This window comes from Pseudomonas khorasanensis (genome assembly GCF_014268505.2).
GTDB lineage: Bacteria > Pseudomonadota > Gammaproteobacteria > Pseudomonadales > Pseudomonadaceae > Aquipseudomonas > Aquipseudomonas khorasanensis.
In genome coordinates this window covers 238,537-255,482 of sequence record NZ_JABWQP020000002.1, presented here as the reverse complement: position 1 = coordinate 255,482, position 16,946 = coordinate 238,537, and the positions used below count along the sequence as shown (strand labels likewise).

Annotated in this window: 15 protein-coding genes; 6 read left to right on the top strand and 9 right to left on the bottom strand. The window is 61.5% G+C overall.

Annotated elements, in window-relative coordinates:
* The first annotated feature begins 13 nt into the window (after positions 1–13).
* From HU727_RS07310 to HU727_RS07295, 4 genes are all read left to right on the top strand, one after another.
* A complete protein-coding gene (locus HU727_RS07310; RefSeq protein ID WP_186530090.1) occupies positions 14–1,774 on the top strand; it encodes a sensor histidine kinase in 1,761 nt (586 codons plus the stop codon).
* Complete coding sequence (locus HU727_RS07305; protein ID WP_186530091.1) at positions 1,774–3,096, top strand: sigma-54-dependent transcriptional regulator; 1,323 nt, start codon at positions 1,774–1,776, stop codon at positions 3,094–3,096. The genes HU727_RS07310 and HU727_RS07305 overlap by 1 nt, the downstream gene beginning before the upstream one ends.
* A gap of 283 nt (positions 3,097–3,379) precedes the next feature.
* Entirely contained in the window at positions 3,380–4,699 is a 1,320-nt protein-coding gene (locus HU727_RS07300; RefSeq protein WP_186530093.1) for an MFS transporter, read from the top strand.
* Between the two features lie 254 nt (positions 4,700–4,953).
* On the top strand, positions 4,954–5,583 hold the full coding sequence (locus tag HU727_RS07295; RefSeq protein ID WP_186530095.1) for a flavin reductase family protein: 630 nt from the start codon (positions 4,954–4,956) through the stop codon (positions 5,581–5,583).
* Here the strand turns inward: HU727_RS07295 and HU727_RS07290 are convergent, their stop codons facing one another.
* Complete coding sequence (locus tag HU727_RS07290; RefSeq protein ID WP_186530097.1) at positions 5,584–5,826, bottom strand: hypothetical protein; 243 nt, start codon at positions 5,824–5,826, stop codon at positions 5,584–5,586.
* A gap of 43 nt (positions 5,827–5,869) precedes the next feature.
* The gene (locus HU727_RS07285; protein ID WP_186530098.1) at positions 5,870–6,223 is read right to left on the bottom strand and encodes a putative quinol monooxygenase; all 354 of its coding nucleotides are present in this window, start codon (positions 6,221–6,223) and stop codon (positions 5,870–5,872) included.
* Positions 6,224–6,620: 397 nt separating this feature from the next.
* On the opposite strand from HU727_RS07285, the gene HU727_RS07280 reads away from it, so the two are divergent.
* Complete coding sequence (locus tag HU727_RS07280; RefSeq protein ID WP_186530100.1) at positions 6,621–7,550, top strand: AraC family transcriptional regulator; 930 nt, start codon at positions 6,621–6,623, stop codon at positions 7,548–7,550.
* A 125-nt stretch (positions 7,551–7,675) separates the two neighbouring features.
* On the opposite strand, the gene HU727_RS07275 is transcribed toward HU727_RS07280, so the two are convergent.
* The 6 genes from HU727_RS07275 to HU727_RS07250 form a co-directional block, all read right to left on the bottom strand.
* Complete coding sequence (locus HU727_RS07275) at positions 7,676–8,731, bottom strand: ABC transporter ATP-binding protein (RefSeq protein ID WP_186530102.1); 1,056 nt, start codon at positions 8,729–8,731, stop codon at positions 7,676–7,678.
* A gap of 13 nt (positions 8,732–8,744) precedes the next feature.
* A complete protein-coding gene (locus HU727_RS07270; protein ID WP_186530104.1) occupies positions 8,745–9,593 on the bottom strand; it encodes an ABC transporter permease in 849 nt (282 codons plus the stop codon).
* Positions 9,590–10,498, bottom strand: a complete 909-nt coding sequence (locus HU727_RS07265; RefSeq protein ID WP_186530106.1) for an ABC transporter permease — start codon at positions 10,496–10,498, stop codon at positions 9,590–9,592. Before HU727_RS07265 ends, HU727_RS07270 begins: the two co-directional genes overlap by 4 nt.
* Positions 10,499–10,667: 169 nt before the next feature.
* On the bottom strand, positions 10,668–11,771 hold the full coding sequence (locus HU727_RS07260) for an extracellular solute-binding protein (RefSeq protein ID WP_186530108.1): 1,104 nt from the start codon (positions 11,769–11,771) through the stop codon (positions 10,668–10,670).
* Between the two features lie 217 nt (positions 11,772–11,988).
* Entirely contained in the window at positions 11,989–13,440 is a 1,452-nt protein-coding gene (locus tag HU727_RS07255; protein WP_186530110.1) for an aldehyde dehydrogenase family protein, read from the bottom strand.
* On the bottom strand, positions 13,437–15,074 hold the full coding sequence (locus HU727_RS07250; protein ID WP_186530112.1) for a 5-guanidino-2-oxopentanoate decarboxylase: 1,638 nt from the start codon (positions 15,072–15,074) through the stop codon (positions 13,437–13,439). The genes HU727_RS07255 and HU727_RS07250 overlap by 4 nt, the downstream gene beginning before the upstream one ends.
* 228 nt (positions 15,075–15,302) lie before the next feature.
* Between HU727_RS07250 and HU727_RS07245 the strand changes: the two genes are divergently transcribed.
* Positions 15,303–16,184 carry a LysR substrate-binding domain-containing protein gene (locus tag HU727_RS07245; protein WP_186530114.1) on the top strand — a complete coding sequence of 294 codons (882 nt, stop codon included), beginning with the start codon at positions 15,303–15,305 and terminating at the stop codon, positions 16,182–16,184.
* 108 nt (positions 16,185–16,292) lie between these two features.
* Here the strand turns inward: HU727_RS07245 and HU727_RS07240 are convergent, their stop codons facing one another.
* Positions 16,293–16,907 carry an NAD(P)-dependent oxidoreductase gene (locus HU727_RS07240; RefSeq protein WP_186530116.1) on the bottom strand — a complete coding sequence of 205 codons (615 nt, stop codon included), beginning with the start codon at positions 16,905–16,907 and terminating at the stop codon, positions 16,293–16,295.
* Positions 16,908–16,946: the final 39 nt, after the last annotated feature.

Here is a 16,946-nt window from a genome sequence, read left to right as displayed (position 1 = left end):
TGTTTGCGCCTGCATGCTGCCGACCTCCCGTACCCTGCGCCTGTCGTTTTACACCCTGCTGATCATTGCCGGCACGGCGCTCGCTGTGACCCTCGCAATGCGCCACGCCGAGCGTCAGGCGCTGGAGGAGGACGCTGCTCGCGCCAATCAGCAACTGGGGCTTTACGCCAACTCATTGCACACGCTGATCGACCGCTACCGCGCCCTGCCCGCCGTACTGGCGCTGGATCCGCAACTGCGCTCGGCACTGGCCGGCCCGGTGGGTGCCTCGCAGCAAGCCGCACTGAATCTGAAACTTGAAAAAATCAACGGCGCGGCGCAGTCCTCGACCCTCGAACTGCTCGATCACACCGGCCTTGCCGTGGCTGCCAGCAACTGGCGCCTGCCGAGCAGTTACGTCGGCCACAACTACGGTTTCCGTCCTTACTTCAGCCAGACCCGCACCCAGGGCACCGGGCGTTTCTACGCGGTGGGTGTGACCAGCGGGATTCCCGGGTATTTCCTCTCCAGCGCGGTGCTCGGCGACAACGGCGAGTTCCTCGGCGCGATGGTGGTCAAACTGGAATTCCCCGAGCTTGAGCGTGAGTGGAGCCAGGGCAGCGACACGCTGCTGGTCAGCGATGCGCGCGGGATCATCTTCATTGCCAATCAGCCCGGCTGGCGTTATCGCGCCTTGCGGCCATTGAGCGACAGCGATCTGGCCGAGATCAAAACCACGCGGCAGTACGACAAGCAAACGTTGGTGCCCCTGACTCACGTGTCGCTGCGCCGCTTCGATGACAACAGCGATCTGCGCCAGGTCGAAGGCCCGCAGGGCACGGCGGATTATTTGTGGGAATCGCTGCCGCTGGCGACCGAAGGCTGGACCCTGCATCTGTTGCGCCGCCCGCAAGTCGCCTTCGAAGATCTGCGCAACGCCGCGCTCGCCGCCGCCGGGGTGTGGCTCGCGCTGGTGTTTTTGCTGCTGTTCCTCAGCCAGCGCTGGCGCCTGGCCAAGGTTCGTCAGCGCAACCGCGAAGAACTCGAACGCTTGGTCGAAGAGCGCACCCGCGAGTTGCGCACCGCCCAGGAAGGTCTGGTGCAATCGGCCAAGCTCGCCGCGCTGGGGCAGATGTCCGCCGCGCTGGCCCACGAAATCAATCAACCGCTGACCGCGCAGCGCATGCAGCTTGCTACTCTGAGGCTGCTGCTTGAGCATGGCCGCGTCGATGACGCGTACAAGGCGCTCAAACCGGTAGACGACATGCTCATGCGCATGGCTGCCCTCACCGGCCACCTGAAAACCTTCGCGCGTAAAAGCCCCAGCGGCTTGCGCGAACGTCTGGATCTGGCGACCGTGGTCGATCAGTCGCTGCAATTGCTCGATGCGCGGCTGCGTGACGAGCAGGTCAGTCTGGTGCTGCATCTGGCGCGGCCGGCATGGGTGCGCGGTGATGCGATTCGTCTCGAACAGGTGCTGATCAACCTGCTGCGCAACGCGCTGGATGCGATGCAGGAAAAACCGTGCAAACGCCTTGAAATTCGTCTGCAAGCCGATGAGCAACTGTGGCACCTGAGTGTCAGCGACAACGGCGGCGGCATTGCCGAAGAGCACCTCGGCCAGGTGTTCGACCCGTTCTTCACCACCAAGCCGGTGGGTGACGGCCTGGGCCTCGGGCTGGCAGTATCCTTCGCCATCGTGCATGAATCCGGTGGCCGCCTGAGCGTCGAAAACGGCGACAACGGCGCGGTGTTCAGCCTGACCCTGCCAATCGATCTGGAGGCACACATCTGATGCTCAATTCGGTCATGGTGGTCGACGATGAAAGCAGCATCCGCAGCGCCGTCGAACAATGGCTGAGCCTGTCAGGGTTCGAGGTGCAATTGTTCAGTCGCGCTGAAGAGTGCCTCGCCGCGCTCCCGGAGCATTTCGCCGGCGTGATCCTCAGCGATGTGCGCATGCCCGGCATGGACGGTTTGCAATTGCTCGCCCAGGTACAACAGCGCGATGCCGATCTGCCGGTGATTCTGCTCACGGGCCACGGCGATGTGCCGATGGCGGTGGAAGCCATGCGCGACGGTGCCTACGATTTTCTGGAAAAACCGTTCAGCCCGGAAACGCTGCTGGGCAGTCTGCGCCGGGCGCTGGACAAGCGCCGCCTGGTTCTGGAAAACCGCGCCCTGCATGAACTTGCCGACAACCGCGCCAAGCTCGATGCGACGCTGCTGGGCGTGTCCCGTGGCTTGCAAACGCTGCGCCGGCAAGTGCTGGATCTGGCGACGCTGCCGGTCAACGTGCTGATCCGTGGCGAAACCGGCAGCGGCAAGGAACTGGTCGCGCGCTGCCTGCACGACTTCGGCCCGCGCGCCGACAAACCGTTCGTGGCGCTCAACTGCGCGGCAATCCCGGAGCAATTATTTGAGGCCGAGCTATTCGGTCACGAGAGTGGCGCGTTTACCGGCGCCTCGGGCAAGCGCATCGGCAAGCTCGAATATGCCGATGGCGGCACGCTGTTTCTCGACGAAATCGAAAGCATGCCATTGGCTCAACAGGTGAAATTGCTGCGCGTTCTGCAGGAGCAGAAGCTTGAACGGCTGGGCTCCAACCAAAGCATTCGTGTCGATTTGCGTATTGTAGCGGCGACCAAACCGGACCTGCTCGACGAAGCCCGGGCCGGACGTTTTCGCGAAGACCTCGCTTATCGCCTGACCGTCGCTGAACTGCGCTTGCCACCGTTGCGCGAGCGCCGTGAAGACATCCCGTTATTGTTCGAAACCTTTGCCCAGAATGCCGCCCAGCGTCTGGGCCGAACCTTCCCGCCGCTCACAGGCGCGCAGTTGAGCCATCTGCTCAGCCATGACTGGCCGGGCAACGTGCGGGAACTGGCCAACGTCGCCGAACGTCAGGTGCTGGGGCTCGATGAGCCAGTGGTCGGGATTGATCCGGGGCAGTCGCTGGCAGCGCAGCAAGAGGCGTTCGAAGCGCAATGCCTGCGCGCGGCGCTGACCCGGCACAAGGGAGATGTCAAAGCAGTGCTTGAAGAACTGCAACTGCCGCGCCGCACGTTCAATGAAAAGATGCAGCGGCATGGGTTGAGTCGAGAGATGTTTTTGTAGCGCCTGTGCAGTCCGCTTCGCGAGCAGGCTCGCTCCCACATTTGAAATGCGTTCCCCGGTGGGAGCGAGCCTGCTCGCGAAGGGGTTTGGACCAAACAACCCAAAATCATCCGCATAAGCAAATTTCCGCTCAGCCTCCATCAACGATAAGCGGATTTCCGCTCACCAGTTCCCGTCACCCCCTCTAAACCGGCCCTCCGCCCCTTGGCACACCTCCTGCTATAGCCATGACAGGCTGCGTTCCGACGCGCTCCACAAAAACAATTAAATGAAGGATCCTTCAATGGATAACTCCAACGCCCTGCCCCTTGGGTCGGCTGCCGTGCCGGCCAAACCGAGAACCACCGCCAGCCGGATCAAATCGATCTTCAGCGGCTCTGTCGGCAACATGGTCGAGTGGTATGACTGGTATGTGTATGCCGCCTTCTCGCTGTATTTCGCCAAATCCTTTTTCCCCGCAGGCTCTTCCACCGCGCAGTTGATGAACACCGCCGCGATCTTCGCCGTGGGCTTCTTGATGCGTCCGATCGGTGGCTGGCTGATGGGCCTGTACGCCGACAAGGTCGGGCGCAAGAAAGCGCTGATGGCTTCGGTGTACCTGATGTGCTTCGGCTCGCTGCTGATCGCCCTGAGCCCGAACTATGAAACCATCGGCATCGGCGCACCGATTCTGCTGGTATTCGCGCGCTTGCTGCAGGGCCTGTCGGTCGGCGGCGAATACGGCACCTCGGCGACGTACCTGTCGGAGATGGCAACCAAGGAGCGTCGCGGCTTCTTCTCCAGCTTCCAGTACGTGACGCTGATCTCCGGCCAGCTCATCGCACTGGGCGTGTTGATCGTGCTGCAGAACGTGCTGACCACCGAACAGCTGTACGCGTGGGGCTGGCGTATTCCGTTCGCCATCGGCGCGCTCTGCGCGGTCGTAGCGTTGTACCTGCGTCGCGGCATGGAAGAAACCGAGTCGTTCACCAAAAAAGAGAAGTCCAAGGAAAGCGCCATGCGCACCTTGATGCGCCATCCCAAAGAACTGTTGACCGTGGTCGGCCTGACCATGGGCGGCACGCTGGCGTTCTACACCTACACGACGTACATGCAGAAGTATCTGGTCAACACCGTCGGCATGAGCATTTCCGACTCGACCACTATTTCTGCCGCCACGCTGTTCCTGTTCATGTGCCTGCAACCGATCATTGGCGGCCTGTCGGACAAAATCGGTCGTCGTCCGATCCTGATCGCCTTCGGCGTACTGGGAACCATTTTCACGGTGCCGATCCTGATGACCCTGCACACGATTCAGAGCTGGTGGGGTGCGTTTTTCCTAATCATGGCGGCACTGATCATCGTCAGCGGCTACACCTCGATCAACGCGGTGGTGAAAGCCGAACTGTTCCCGACTGAAATCCGCGCTCTGGGCGTGGGCCTGCCGTACGCACTGACCGTATCGATCTTCGGCGGCACCGCCGAATACATCGCGCTGTGGTTCAAGAGCATCGGCATGGAAACCGGTTACTACTGGTATGTCACCGCCTGTATCGCCGTGTCGCTGCTGGTGTACATCACCATGAAGGACACTCAGAAACACTCGCGGATCGTCACTGACTGATCAGGCCTCATCGCTGGCAGGCCACAACATCTGTGTCCTGCGCCCAACCTGTAGGAGCTGACGAAGGCTGCGAGCTTTTGATCTTGATTGATCGTTCCCACGCTCCGCGTGGGAATGCAGCCGGGGACGCTCTGCGTCCCAAAAGATCGCAGCGTCCGGCAGCTCCTACAGGGGGTTTGCGTCCGGCTGGAAATATGCGGTGTGTCCTTGCACTATGGCGGCATTCGAAACGCAGCCTGAGGAATACCCCCGCCATGCCCGATGACATCCACTTCTACGAACCCGCCAACGGCCACGGCCTGCCTCACGACCCGTTCAACGCCATCGTCGGCCCGCGCCCCATCGGCTGGATTTCTTCGCAGGATGCCGAAAGCCGGCTCAACCTGGCGCCGTACAGTTTCTTCAACGCCTTCAACTACATTCCGCCGATCATTGGTTTCTCCAGCGTCGGGCGCAAAGACAGCCTGAACAATATCGAGCAGACCGGTGAGTTCGTCTGGAACCTCGCCACCCGCCCCCTGGCCGAGCAGATGAACCAGAGCTGCGCGATGGTCGCGCCTGAGGTCAACGAGTTTGAGCTGGCAGGTCTGACGACGGCAGCGTCGAAGGTGATTTCGGTTCCACGGGTCGCCGAAAGCCCGGTGTCCTTCGAATGCAAGGTCACTCAGATCATTCAGCTGCAACGCGCCGATGGCGAAACCGTGCCGAGCTGGCTGATTCTTGGTGAGGTGGTCGCGGTGCACATCGCCAAATGGCTATTGAAAGACGGCATCTACGACACCGCCGCTGCAGAACCGATCCTGCGCGGCGGCGGTCCTGCTGATTATTTCCAGCTGGGGCCTGAGGCTCTGTTCAAGATGTGGCGCCCAGGCTCGCAGAAGTAACTACCAGATCAGCTCGGCGTCATCCGTGACGCCCTTGAGCTTGTCCAGCTCATTGATGGCCGCGTCATCGGCAGCAATGGCGCCGGGAAACACCTGCTCATCGAGCAATGTATGGAACCGTGGCGCGCCGCCATCGACCAGGGCTTTTACCGCGATTGCCGCGTAATAGCCTTTGTTGCCGCCCAACTCGACGGGGACGATTGCAGAGACTGCCTCAAACTTTTCGAACTCTTTACGTGCCATGTCGCGGATCCCGGCTCAATCAAACAAGTCGGACATTAAACCCTCAACCGGCGAGTTTGTGTATCGGCGACGAACACCGGTCGAGGGCCTGCGCGGCCGACACGTCCCTGAAGGTGTGGAAATCGAGGCTGCTGACCACCAGCTCCTGCACCAGTTCGGCGAAGACTTCCATCGACGGACTGTTGAAATACGCGGTCATCATCTGTTGGCTGGTCCAGTCCCCAGTGATCAGCCACAGGTCAGAATCGCACTGCGATTGCTGCAACGAAAAACTCAGACAACCGGGCGCGGCGCGCGAGACTTCGATCAACGCGCTCAGGCGCACACCGAGCTCCGCCGAGCGCCCCGCTTGTGCACGAATGAAAGCCATATGACTGACAGGCATCTGCTTGGACATGATCAACCCTCCATGAAATCGCGTGGCAGCCTGGGGACGGGCTGCGACTGGAACGAAGATTAAGGGCCGATGCCTTCGCGCCGTTAGTCGATTCCTGCCTTCGCGTTGCACAATCCTGCGAGACTGCACACGGCATCTGTAACAACCTGTAAACCCGCGCAACACGCCTGTCATATACGTTTTGTGTAGGAGCTGACGAAGGCTGCGATCTTTTGATTTTGCCTTGAAGATCAACGGTTCTCAGCCTTCGGCGGCTCCTACAGGATGGTATGGCGACAGGTGCGCAAACAGCTCCGTGCAGAATCAGGCAAGCATTAGGCAGAATGCGTCTACCGCCTGCGCTTGCACAAACTTATGCTCTGCTCCATTCCCCCCTCACTTGCCGAGGATGCCGCGCATGACGTCATTCGATCGTTTTCAAGCCGAACCCAGCGCTGACATGGAAAAGCAGCGCGCGGAACTGGCGGCGATCATCCGCCGCAACACCTGCGAGGATGGCAGCTACCAGACCGCCATCGGCTCGCTGGTCATGTCGCGCCACACCCAGTCCCACGACTTCGCCCCGGTGCTCGCGCAACCTGCGCTGTGCATCATGGCGCAGGGTCGCAAAGAGGTTCGGCTGGCTGACGAGTTTTTCAATTACGACCCACTGAATTACCTGGTGGTGTCGGTTTCGATGCCGCTGAGCGGGCGTGTGGTCAATGTCTCGCCAGAGGAACCGATCCTCGCCGTGCGCCTGGACATTGATCCGACCGAAATCACCGCGCTGATCGCCGACGCCGGCCCGATGGGGGTGCCGACCCGGCCGACCGGGCGTGGTCTATATGTCGAAAAAATCGACAGCGCCATGCTCGATGCCGTGCTGCGCCTGGCGCGTTTGCTCGATGCGCCAAAAGACATCGCCATGCTCGCGCCACTGATTCGCCGCGAGATTCTCTATCGTCTGCTGCGCAGTCCGCAGGGTCATCGTCTGTATGAGATCGCGATTGCCAACAGCCAGAGCCATCGCATCAGCCAGGCGATCAAGTGGCTCAACAGCCATTTCGAGCAACCGCTGCGCATCGATGATCTGGCCAGGGAAGTGAACCTCAGCGTGTCGACTTTGCATCACCGCTTCAAGGCGATGACGGCGATGAGTCCGCTGCAATATCAGAAGCAGTTGCGCCTGCAAGAGGCGCGACGCCTGATGTTGACCGAAGGGCTGGAGGCGTCGGCGGCGGGGTATCGCGTGGGGTATGAAAGCCCGTCGCAGTTCAGCCGCGAGTACAGCCGCTTGTTTGGTGCGCCGCCATTGCGGGATCTGGCGCGGTTGCGGCTGTCGGTGTAACGCTGAATTTTCGGTGCGGTTAAAGGCCGCTTCGCGAGCAGGCTCGCTCCCACATCTGGAATGCAATGATCTGTGGGAGCGAGCCTGCTCGCGATGGCGCCGGCAGGGCCAACATCGAATCCGGATCAGCCCCCCAGCACCCGACACGCCTCAACCGGCAACGTCACCGACACCGGATGCCCTATCCCCAGCCCGATCCCCTGACACGGTGTGCTCAGCGCTGTAAACGTCACGCCGGAACACTCGACCGTGGTCTCGATGGTCGCGCCGATATCGCGCACGAATGTCACCTTGCCCAGCAACCGATTCCCCGCCGTCGCCTGCGGTGCGGACAGTTGCAGGTCTTCGGGGCGAATCAGCATCTTCACCTTTTGCCCGACGACAATGCTGCTGCAGATCGGCACTTGCAGCGCGTCACCGCCCGGCAGGCTGACCTTGCCGTCGCCCAGCGCCGTGGCCGGGAAGATATTGCCGGAGCCGATAAAGTCGGCCACGAATTCATTGGCCGGGTGCCGATAGATTTCGATGGGCGTACCGACCTGCTGAACCTTGTGCTCGCCGAGCACGACAACGATGTCGGCCATGGTCATCGCTTCGCGTTGATCGTGGGTGACCATAATCGTGGTGATGTTCAGGCGTTGCTGCAGTTGGCGGATTTCCACCTGCATCGACTCGCGCAACTTGGCGTCGAGCGCCGACAGCGGTTCGTCGAGCAAAAGGATTTTCGGGTGCGAAGCAATCGCCCGGGCAATTGCCACACGCTGGCGCTGACCGCCGGAGAGTTTCGCCACCGGACGATCAATCATTGCCTGCAACTGGATCAGCTCCAGCAACTCCACCACCCGCGCCTTCTGCTCGGCTTTGCCGACGCCGCGCAGTTTCAGCGGATAGGCGATGTTCTCGCCGACAGTCATGTGCGGAAACAGCGCCAACGATTGAAACACCATGCCGAAGTTGCGCAGATGCGCCGGGGTGTGGCCAATGTTTTCGCCGTCCAGGCGGATCTCGCCGCCCGACAGGGTTTCCAGCCCCGCAATCATCCGCAGCAAAGTGGTTTTACCGCAGCCTGACGGGCCGAGGAAGCACACCAGTTTGCCCTCCGGCAAATGCAGGTTGACGTCTTGTACCGCGCAAGCCGAGCCGTAATGTTTCTCGACGTTTTCCAGAATCAGTCCAGTCATGTTGCACCTCAAATCAAAAGGAAACGCCGCCCTCGCCGACCAGCTTCTCCAGCGCCCAGATGAGGACGAAGTCGATCAGCACGATCAGTACGGCAAACGAGAACACGGTAGGGTCAAGCGATGACACGGTGCGGCTGTACATCCAGATCGGCACGGTCATGACGTCGATGGTGTAAAGGAAGTAGGTCACGGTGAATTCGTTGAACGAGACGATAAACGCCAGCAGCATGCCCGCCAGAATGCCCGACTTCATCAACGGCACGACCACATCGACGATGGCGCGCAATGGCGAGGCGCCGAGCATCCGTGCCGCTTCCTCGACTTCGCTGCCGATCGACAACATTGCCGCCGTGCAGTTTTTCACCACAAAAGGCAGCGCCAGAATCACATGGGCGATCACCAGCCGCGACGTGGTCAAGTGGAACGGCAGGCTGTCGAACACCAACAGCAACGCCAGTCCCAGCACCACCATCGGAAACACCAGCGGCAAAGACATCAGCTGCAGCGCCACGGCTTTGCCACGGAACTCGCAGCGCGTCAGCGCATAAGCGGCCGGCACTGCAATCAGCGTGGCGAAGATCATCGTCAAACATGACACCAGCAGGCTGGTGGCCATTGCCTGACCGAGGCTCAGCACGTCGCTGGCGTCCGGCGCAACGAAGGTGTGCCAGGCGGCCTTGTACCACTGCAGGCTATAGCTGCTCGGGGGGAAGTCGAGGTTCGACGCACCGCTGAACGACATGACGATCATGGTCAGGATGGGCAACACCGCCAACAGCAGAATGAACCCGGAGAGAATGCCCGCGAACTTGCCTGTGTCGCCGGGCAGCAACGCCATACGCTTTTTGCTCAAAACACTCATTGCGAAGCCTCCAGCAGACGCCGACGACGGCCGGTGATGTATTCGGACAACGTCATGATTGCCAGGGTAGTCACGATCAACACCACACCGGCAGCCGACGCGGCAGGCCAGTTCATCAGCGGCGCGATCTGGTCGTGCACCATCACGGCCAGCATCGGCACGCGACGGCCGCCCAGCAGCAACGGCACCACAAAACTGCTGGCGTTGTAGGCGAACACCAGCGTCGCACCGGTGATGATGCCTGGCAGGCTCATCGGCAAGACCACTTGGCGAAACACTTGAAAACGGCTGGCGCCCAGCGTTGCCGCCGCTTCTTCGTACGTGCGGGCAACGCCGCGCATGGCGCTGGCAATCGGCAGCACAGCCAGCGGAAACGCGGTCTGCACCAGGCCCATCAACACGCCGTTCTGGTTGTACAGCAACATGATCGGTCGCTTGATCAAACCCAGGCCCATCAGCGTCTGGTTGAGCATCCCGCCGGGGCCGAGAATCACCAGCCAGCCGTAGCTTTGCAGCAGCAGGTTGACCAGCAACGGCAACAGCACCGCGGCGAGGAATATTCGCCGCAGAAATGGCGAGGTCAGGCGCGACATGGTGTACGCCACCGGTATCGCCAGCACTACGGCAATCGCCGCGCTGATCAGCGCCAGACGCAAGGTCAGCAGCAGGGATTTGAGGTAATAGGGTTCGAGTAGCTGCGCATAGCTGGCCAGACTGAAACCTGTCCACTCCGCGCCTTTGGTGCCGACGCTCATGCGCAGCACCAGCAGGCTGGCGGCAATCAGCACGCCGAGAAACAGCATCGAAGGCGAAAGAAATAGCCACGCCCGCGCGGTTGGCGAAACACCGTGCGACCGGCGCGCGTGAATCACGCCTGCCGTTTGGGTCAGGGATTGATGTTCCATAGCAATGATCTCGTCAATGGAAAACGAATCTCCCAAACGCCTCTGTCTCGTGTGGGAGCGAGCCTGCTCGCGAAAGCGCCGGGTCCGTCAATCACTGTGGCGACGGACAGATTGCATTCGCGAGCAGGCTCGCTCCCACAGAGAATCTGTGGTGTCTGGAAGGACGGCGTCAGGAAGAAAAAATTTCCGTATAACGACGAATCCATTGGTCATGCACGGAGGCCAGGAAGGCGTTGTCGTGCATGATCGCCTTCTCGGCAATCTGCTCCGGCGTGAGGATGAACGGACTCTTGCGGGCCTCAGCGGAAATGATCGCCTTGGCGTTGACCGGACCGTTGTAAATGTCCTCGGCCATCTTGCCCTGCACCAGCGGGTCAAGAGAGTGGTCGATGAAGGCGTAGGCCAGATCAATGTCGCCCGGGCGATTCTTCGGCATCACCGAGAGCATAAGGTCGGTGTAGAAACCTTCCTTCATGCCGAACGTGGCGCCGAGGCCGTAGTTCGGATCGCGAATCTGCTTGGGGAAGAACGCCGGCGCATACAATCCGCCCATGTCCAGCGAACCGGTGCGAAACAGCTCGGCAATCTGGTTCGGGTTTTCGCCCAGGGTCACCACGCGGTCCTTGAGCTCGGCGAGTTTCTTGAAGCCCGGTTCGATGTTGTGTTCGTCACCACCGGCCAGTTTCGCGGCGATGATGATCAGGTCCATCGCCTCGGTCCAGTTCGGCGGTGGCAGGAAAATATTCGGCGCCAGATCCGCGTCCCACAGTGCCGCGTAACTGTCCGGCGCCTGTTTTAGCGTGCGGGTGCTGTAGACCAGACTGTTGCACCACAGCAGGTACCCGATGCCATGGCCGTTGGCGCCGGTGCGGTACTTTTCCGGCACGTCGATCAGATTGGGAATGCGGTTGAGATCGGGCTTCTCGAGCAGTCCGGCGGCGGCCAGACCTTCGGCGCCGACGCCTGCCAGAGTGATGATGTCGTACTGCGGGCGATCGCCGCCGGCCTTGAGCTTGGCGACCATTTCCGAGGTACTGCCGGTGCGGTCGGCGATGACCTTGGCACCGGTCCTGGCTTCGAAGGTTGCCGCGATGTTGCGCAGCGCAGCCAGACCGGTGTCATCCGACCAGGTCAGCAAACGCAGGGTCTTGCCGGCAAAACGGGTATCGCTGGCGCTCGCTCGGATGAAGGGTACGCTCAGAGCGGCCGCAGCCACCGACGCTACGCCCACGGTTTTAATGAATTGACGCCTGTTCAGATCGTGATCGCCCATGACGGACTCCCTTTGTTCTTTTAAGTATGAGGTTGGTCGCAATCGTTGCATCCGCGCGGCCGGATCTGCGACAGCCCCCGGATTACATGGGCTGGAGCGCTGCCGACGGGTTCATCCTGAGGTCGTGCAAAACACCTGACTATCGATAAAAACTCATTGAAGCCATGATGCCGACGCATGCCTCCTTGCGACGCACGCGTTCACCTTTTTCGGGCGCTCAGTGCGCCCGGATCACGTGTTTGATTTCCTGAAAAGCCTGCAAGCCCCAAGGCCCCAATTCGCGCCCGAGGCTGCTCTGCTTGTACCCGCCCCACGCCGCCTGCGGGAAGATCACCTGCGGCGCGTTAAGCCACACAAGCCCCGCGTGCAGGGCGTTGGCGACACGGTCGGCGGTCTCGGCGTTACGCGTCACCACACTGGCGACGAGGCCGAATTGACTGTCGTTGGCCAGGGCGATCGCCTCGGCCTCGCTGCTGAAACTGCGCACGCACAGCACCGGCCCGAAAATCTCTTCGCACCACAGCGCACTGTCGAGGGGCACTTGCGTGAACACGGTCGGCTGCAAAAAATATCCGCGCGGCAGATGCGCCGGGCGATTGCCGCCGCAGACCAGTTTCGCCCCGGCGCTCAGCCCGCGATCGATGTGGCCAAGGACGCGCTGGTATTGCGCCTGATTGACCAGCGCGCCCATCTCCACGTCCGGGTCAAACGGGTCGGCGACGCGAATCGCTTGGGCACGCTTTTGTAAACGCTCCAGAAATTCATCCGCCAGCTCATCGGCAACCAACACGCGACTGGTGGCCGAACACATCTGCCCGGCATTGAAGAAGCCGCCACCACACGCCAGCTCGACGGCCAGTTCGATATCGGCATCCTCGAGCACCAGCAGCGATGACTTGCCGCCCAGTTCAAGGCTTACCCCCTTCACGGTTTCCGCCGCCCGTTGCATCACTTGCACACCAACGGCGTTGCTGCCGGTAAAGGATATCTTGGCGATGCGCGGATCCGCCGCAAGCGGCGCGCCCACCGCCAGACCTGTGCCGCAGACCAGGTTGAACACGCCTTTTGGCAAACCGGATTCGGCAATGATCGCTGCCAGCTCCAGCTCGGACAGCGGCGTCACTTCCGAGGGTTTGAGAACCACGCAGCAACCGGCCGCCAGGGCTGGCGCAAGTTTCCATGCCGTGGTGACCATGGGGAAATTCCACGGCACGATCAGCCCGACCACACCGCAGGGTTCGCGACGCAGGCGTGCGCTGAAGTCATCGCTGGGCAGCGCCACAGCGCGGTCCTGTTGTGCGTCGAGTCCTTCGGCGAGTTCGGCGTAATACTCGAAGGTGGCGATCACGTCATCGACATCAATGGCCGCCTCGAACAGCGGTTTGCCGTTGTTGCTCGACTGCAACCTGGTTAAATGATCGCGGCCATTGCGCACGCCGTTGGCGATGTTGCGCAGGATCGCGCCGCGCTCGGCGCCGGTGGTTTTCGACCAGTCCTTGAACGCCTCGCACGCCGCACTGATGGCTTGATCGACCGCCTGCTCGTCACCGCCATTGACCGTGGTCAGCAGCGCTTCGGTGGCCGGGTTGATCACACGCAGATGATCGCGGCCCGACGACCATTGGCCGTTGATGTAGAGGCCGTGGAGTGTGGTAGGGAAGCTGATCATTGGGCCACCGCCTGCATCCACTGGTTCTGGTCGATTTCGATCAAGGTCGGGCCTTGGCGATCGTTCGCGGCACGCAGGGCGCTGCGCAATTGTTCAACCGAGTCGATCGCTTGGGCGGCGCAGCCCAAGGCCTTGGCCACCGCGATGAAATCCGGGGTGTAGATATCGACGCCGACCGGCTCAATGGCGCGGTTGACCATGTACTTTTTGATTTCTTCGTAGCCCTGGTTATTCCACAGCAGCACGATCACCGGCACTCGCGCTTCGACGGCGCTGGCCAGTTCCGGCAGAGTGAATTGCAAGCCACCGTCGCCGATCAGGCACACCACCGGCGGGCGAGCGCCAGCGTCGGCGCTGCCGCCGAGCCAGGCGCCAATGGCCGCTGGCAAGGCGTAACCGAGGGTGCCGTAACCGGTCGACGAGTTGAACCAGCGTCGCGGGCGCTCGGGATTGAAGGTGAGGTTGCCGGTGTACACCGGTTGCGTCGAATCGCCGACGAACACCGCATCCGGCAGCTCGTGCAAGACGGTTTCTAGGAAACGTGTCTGCGCCAGGGCCGGCGCATCCCAGGTCGCGGCCAGCTCATCACGCAGACGTGCGACGCGCACCTGGCCCCAATCGTTGCGGCGCTCGGCCAAAGGTTGGTGCGACAACGCGCTCAGCAACGCAAGAGCGGCATTGCGCGAATCGGCAACCAGCGCGACGTGCGGCGTGTAGTTGCGCACGGTCTGGTCGGCATCGATGTCGATGCGCAGCAGCTTGCCGGGTATCTCGAAACCGCCGGCGAAAGTCACGTCGTAATCGGTCTCGGCGAGCTCCGTGCCGATTGCCAGCACCACGTCGGCCTCGGCGACCAGCGCTCGAGTGGCGAGCAGGCTTTGCGTCGAACCGATCAGCAGTGGGTGGCTTGAAGGCAACATGCCTTTGGCGTTGATGGTCAGCGCTACCGGCGCACCGAGCAGTTCGGCCAGTTCGGTGAGTTCGGCGGCCGCATCGATGGCGCCGCCGCCAGTGAGAATCAGGGGCCGTTGTGCGCCGGCCAGCAGTTCACTCATGCGGTTCACGGCACCCGGAGCAGCACCGGCGCGGTCGATGGAAACCGGGACGCTGGCGAGCAGCTCATCGGCTTCTTCCACCAGCACGTCCAGCGGAATCTCGATGTGCACCGGACGTGGGCGTCCGGCCTGGAACAAGGCAAACGCACGCGCCAGCACCACCGGCAACTCGGCGGCGGACATCAGAGTGTGCGAGAACGCGGCGACGCCACCGACCAGTGCGCTCTGGTTCGGCAGTTCATGCAACTTGCCGCGTCCACCGCCCAACTGACTGCGCGACTGCACGCTGGAAATCACCAGCATCGGGATCGAATCGGCGTAGGCCTGGCCCATGGCGGTGGTGATATTGGTCATGCCGGGGCCGGTAATGATGAAACACACGCCCGGTTTGCCGCTGGTGCGCGCATAACCGTCGGCCATGAAACCGGCGCCCTGTTCATGCCGTGGGGTGACGTGATTAATGCTGGAGCGGGCCAGACCGCGATAGAGCTCAACGGTGTGCACACCGGGAATGCCGAACACCTGCTCGACGCCATAGTTCTCAAGTAACTTGACCAACACTTCGCCGCACGTTGCCATGTCGATTGCCCTTCATATCCCATAGACAAACACAGACCCCGTGTGGGAGCGAGCCTGCTCGCGAAAGCGTCAGATCAGTCAACATGCGTGTTGAAAATGAAACCGCCTTCGCGAGCAGGCTCGCTCCTACAGGGTCCGTGGAGCGCCCATTGGAACGGCGCACCGCTAGCGGCAACAATCGATTAAAAGTCATACTAGCCATGTCCTCACGTCATGCCTTGGATCCAAATGAAACGACTGCCGCCCCTCCCCGCTTTGCATACGTTTCTGATCACGGCGCAGTGCTGCAACTTCACCCGGGCCGCTGAGCAGTTGCACATCACCCAGGGCGCGGTGAGCCGGCAGATCGCCGGGCTGGAAGAACAGCTCGGTTATCCGTTGTTCATTCGTCTGGCGCGCGGCCTGGCGTTGACCGCCGAAGGACGTGAATGGTTACCGCGCGTGGAGCGGGTCTTCGGGCAGATCAGCGAAGCCACTGAACAGATCGGTCTGAAGCGTCAGACCTTGCAACTCAAAGCGCCCAGCTGCGTGATGCGCTGGCTGTTGCCGCGTTTGCTGCAGTGGCAAAAGGAACGTCCGGACGTGCCGGTAAAACTGACGGCATCGCTGCAGCACGGGGTGGACTTTCATCGCGAGCCATTCGACGCCGCAGTGATTTATGGCCCACCACCGGACAACGCGCCGGGGGCGTTGCACCTGTTTGACGAGCAACTGACGCCGGTCTGCTCGCCGCAACTGCTCAAAGGGTCGCCCGCGCTGAATTCGCCAGAGGATTTGCAGGAGCATCTGTTATTGCATCCCACGCCCGATATCCAGGACTGGTCGGTGTGGCTGGATGCAGCCGGGCTGCAACTGAGCAACCTGGGCAGCGGACAGCATTTCGAAACGCTGGATCAGGCGATGTCCATGGCGTCGCATGGGACCGGCGTGGCGATCGGAGACTGGTCGCTGATTGGTGATGACCTGAACGCCGGGCGGTTGGTGATGCCGTTCCCGTTGAAGGTGAGGACCGGATTGGCGTACTACGTGGTAGTGCCTGTCGGAACCGAGCCCTCGCCGAAGCTGGAAGAGTTGATGCTTTGGCTGGTTGAGCAGGCCCACACCCGCTGAATACTGTGTAGGAGCGGCCGAAGGCTGCGATCTTTTGATCTTGTCTCAGCAGATCAGAATCAAAAGATCGCAGCCTTCGGCAGCTCCTACAGAGACAGCATTTTCGGATCAGTAACCGACGGTGTAACGCTGCCGCGAATGCTTCGGCGATTCCACCTCGTCGATCAGCGCAATTGCGTAATCGGCGAAGGTAATCCAGCTTCGCCCTTCGGCACTCACCAACAGGTGATCCTTGCCGACGCGGAATGTGCCGCTGCGTTCACCTTCGACAAACTCCGCCGAGGGCGACACAAATGTCCAGTCCAAATCCTGCTCCTGACGCAGCGCGTCAAGAAACGCAGCCCCCGCGCTGGCTTCGGTTTTGTACTCGGCCGGGAACCCGGCACTGTCGATCACCCGGGTGTCGTCCGGCAGCAGCAGAGACCCGGCGCCGCCCACCACCAACAGGCGCTTTACCCCGGCCTGTTTAACCGGCCCGACAATCGCCGACGCTGGCACGCTGGCGAAATGCGCAGCCGTGATCACCACGTCGTGACCCGCCACCGCCGCTTGCAGTGCAGCCGAACCCAGCACATCGACATTCTTGCTGACGACACCGGTCCGGGCGCCGATCTTCGATGTGTCGCGGGCAATCGCCGTGACACTGTGGCCGCGACGCAGGGCTTCTTCCAGCAGTTGGCCACCGGCACGTCCGGTGGCCCCGATGATTGCGATCTTGCTCATGACATTCTCCAGTTGGCTTGAGTGCGTGTTCAGATTCGG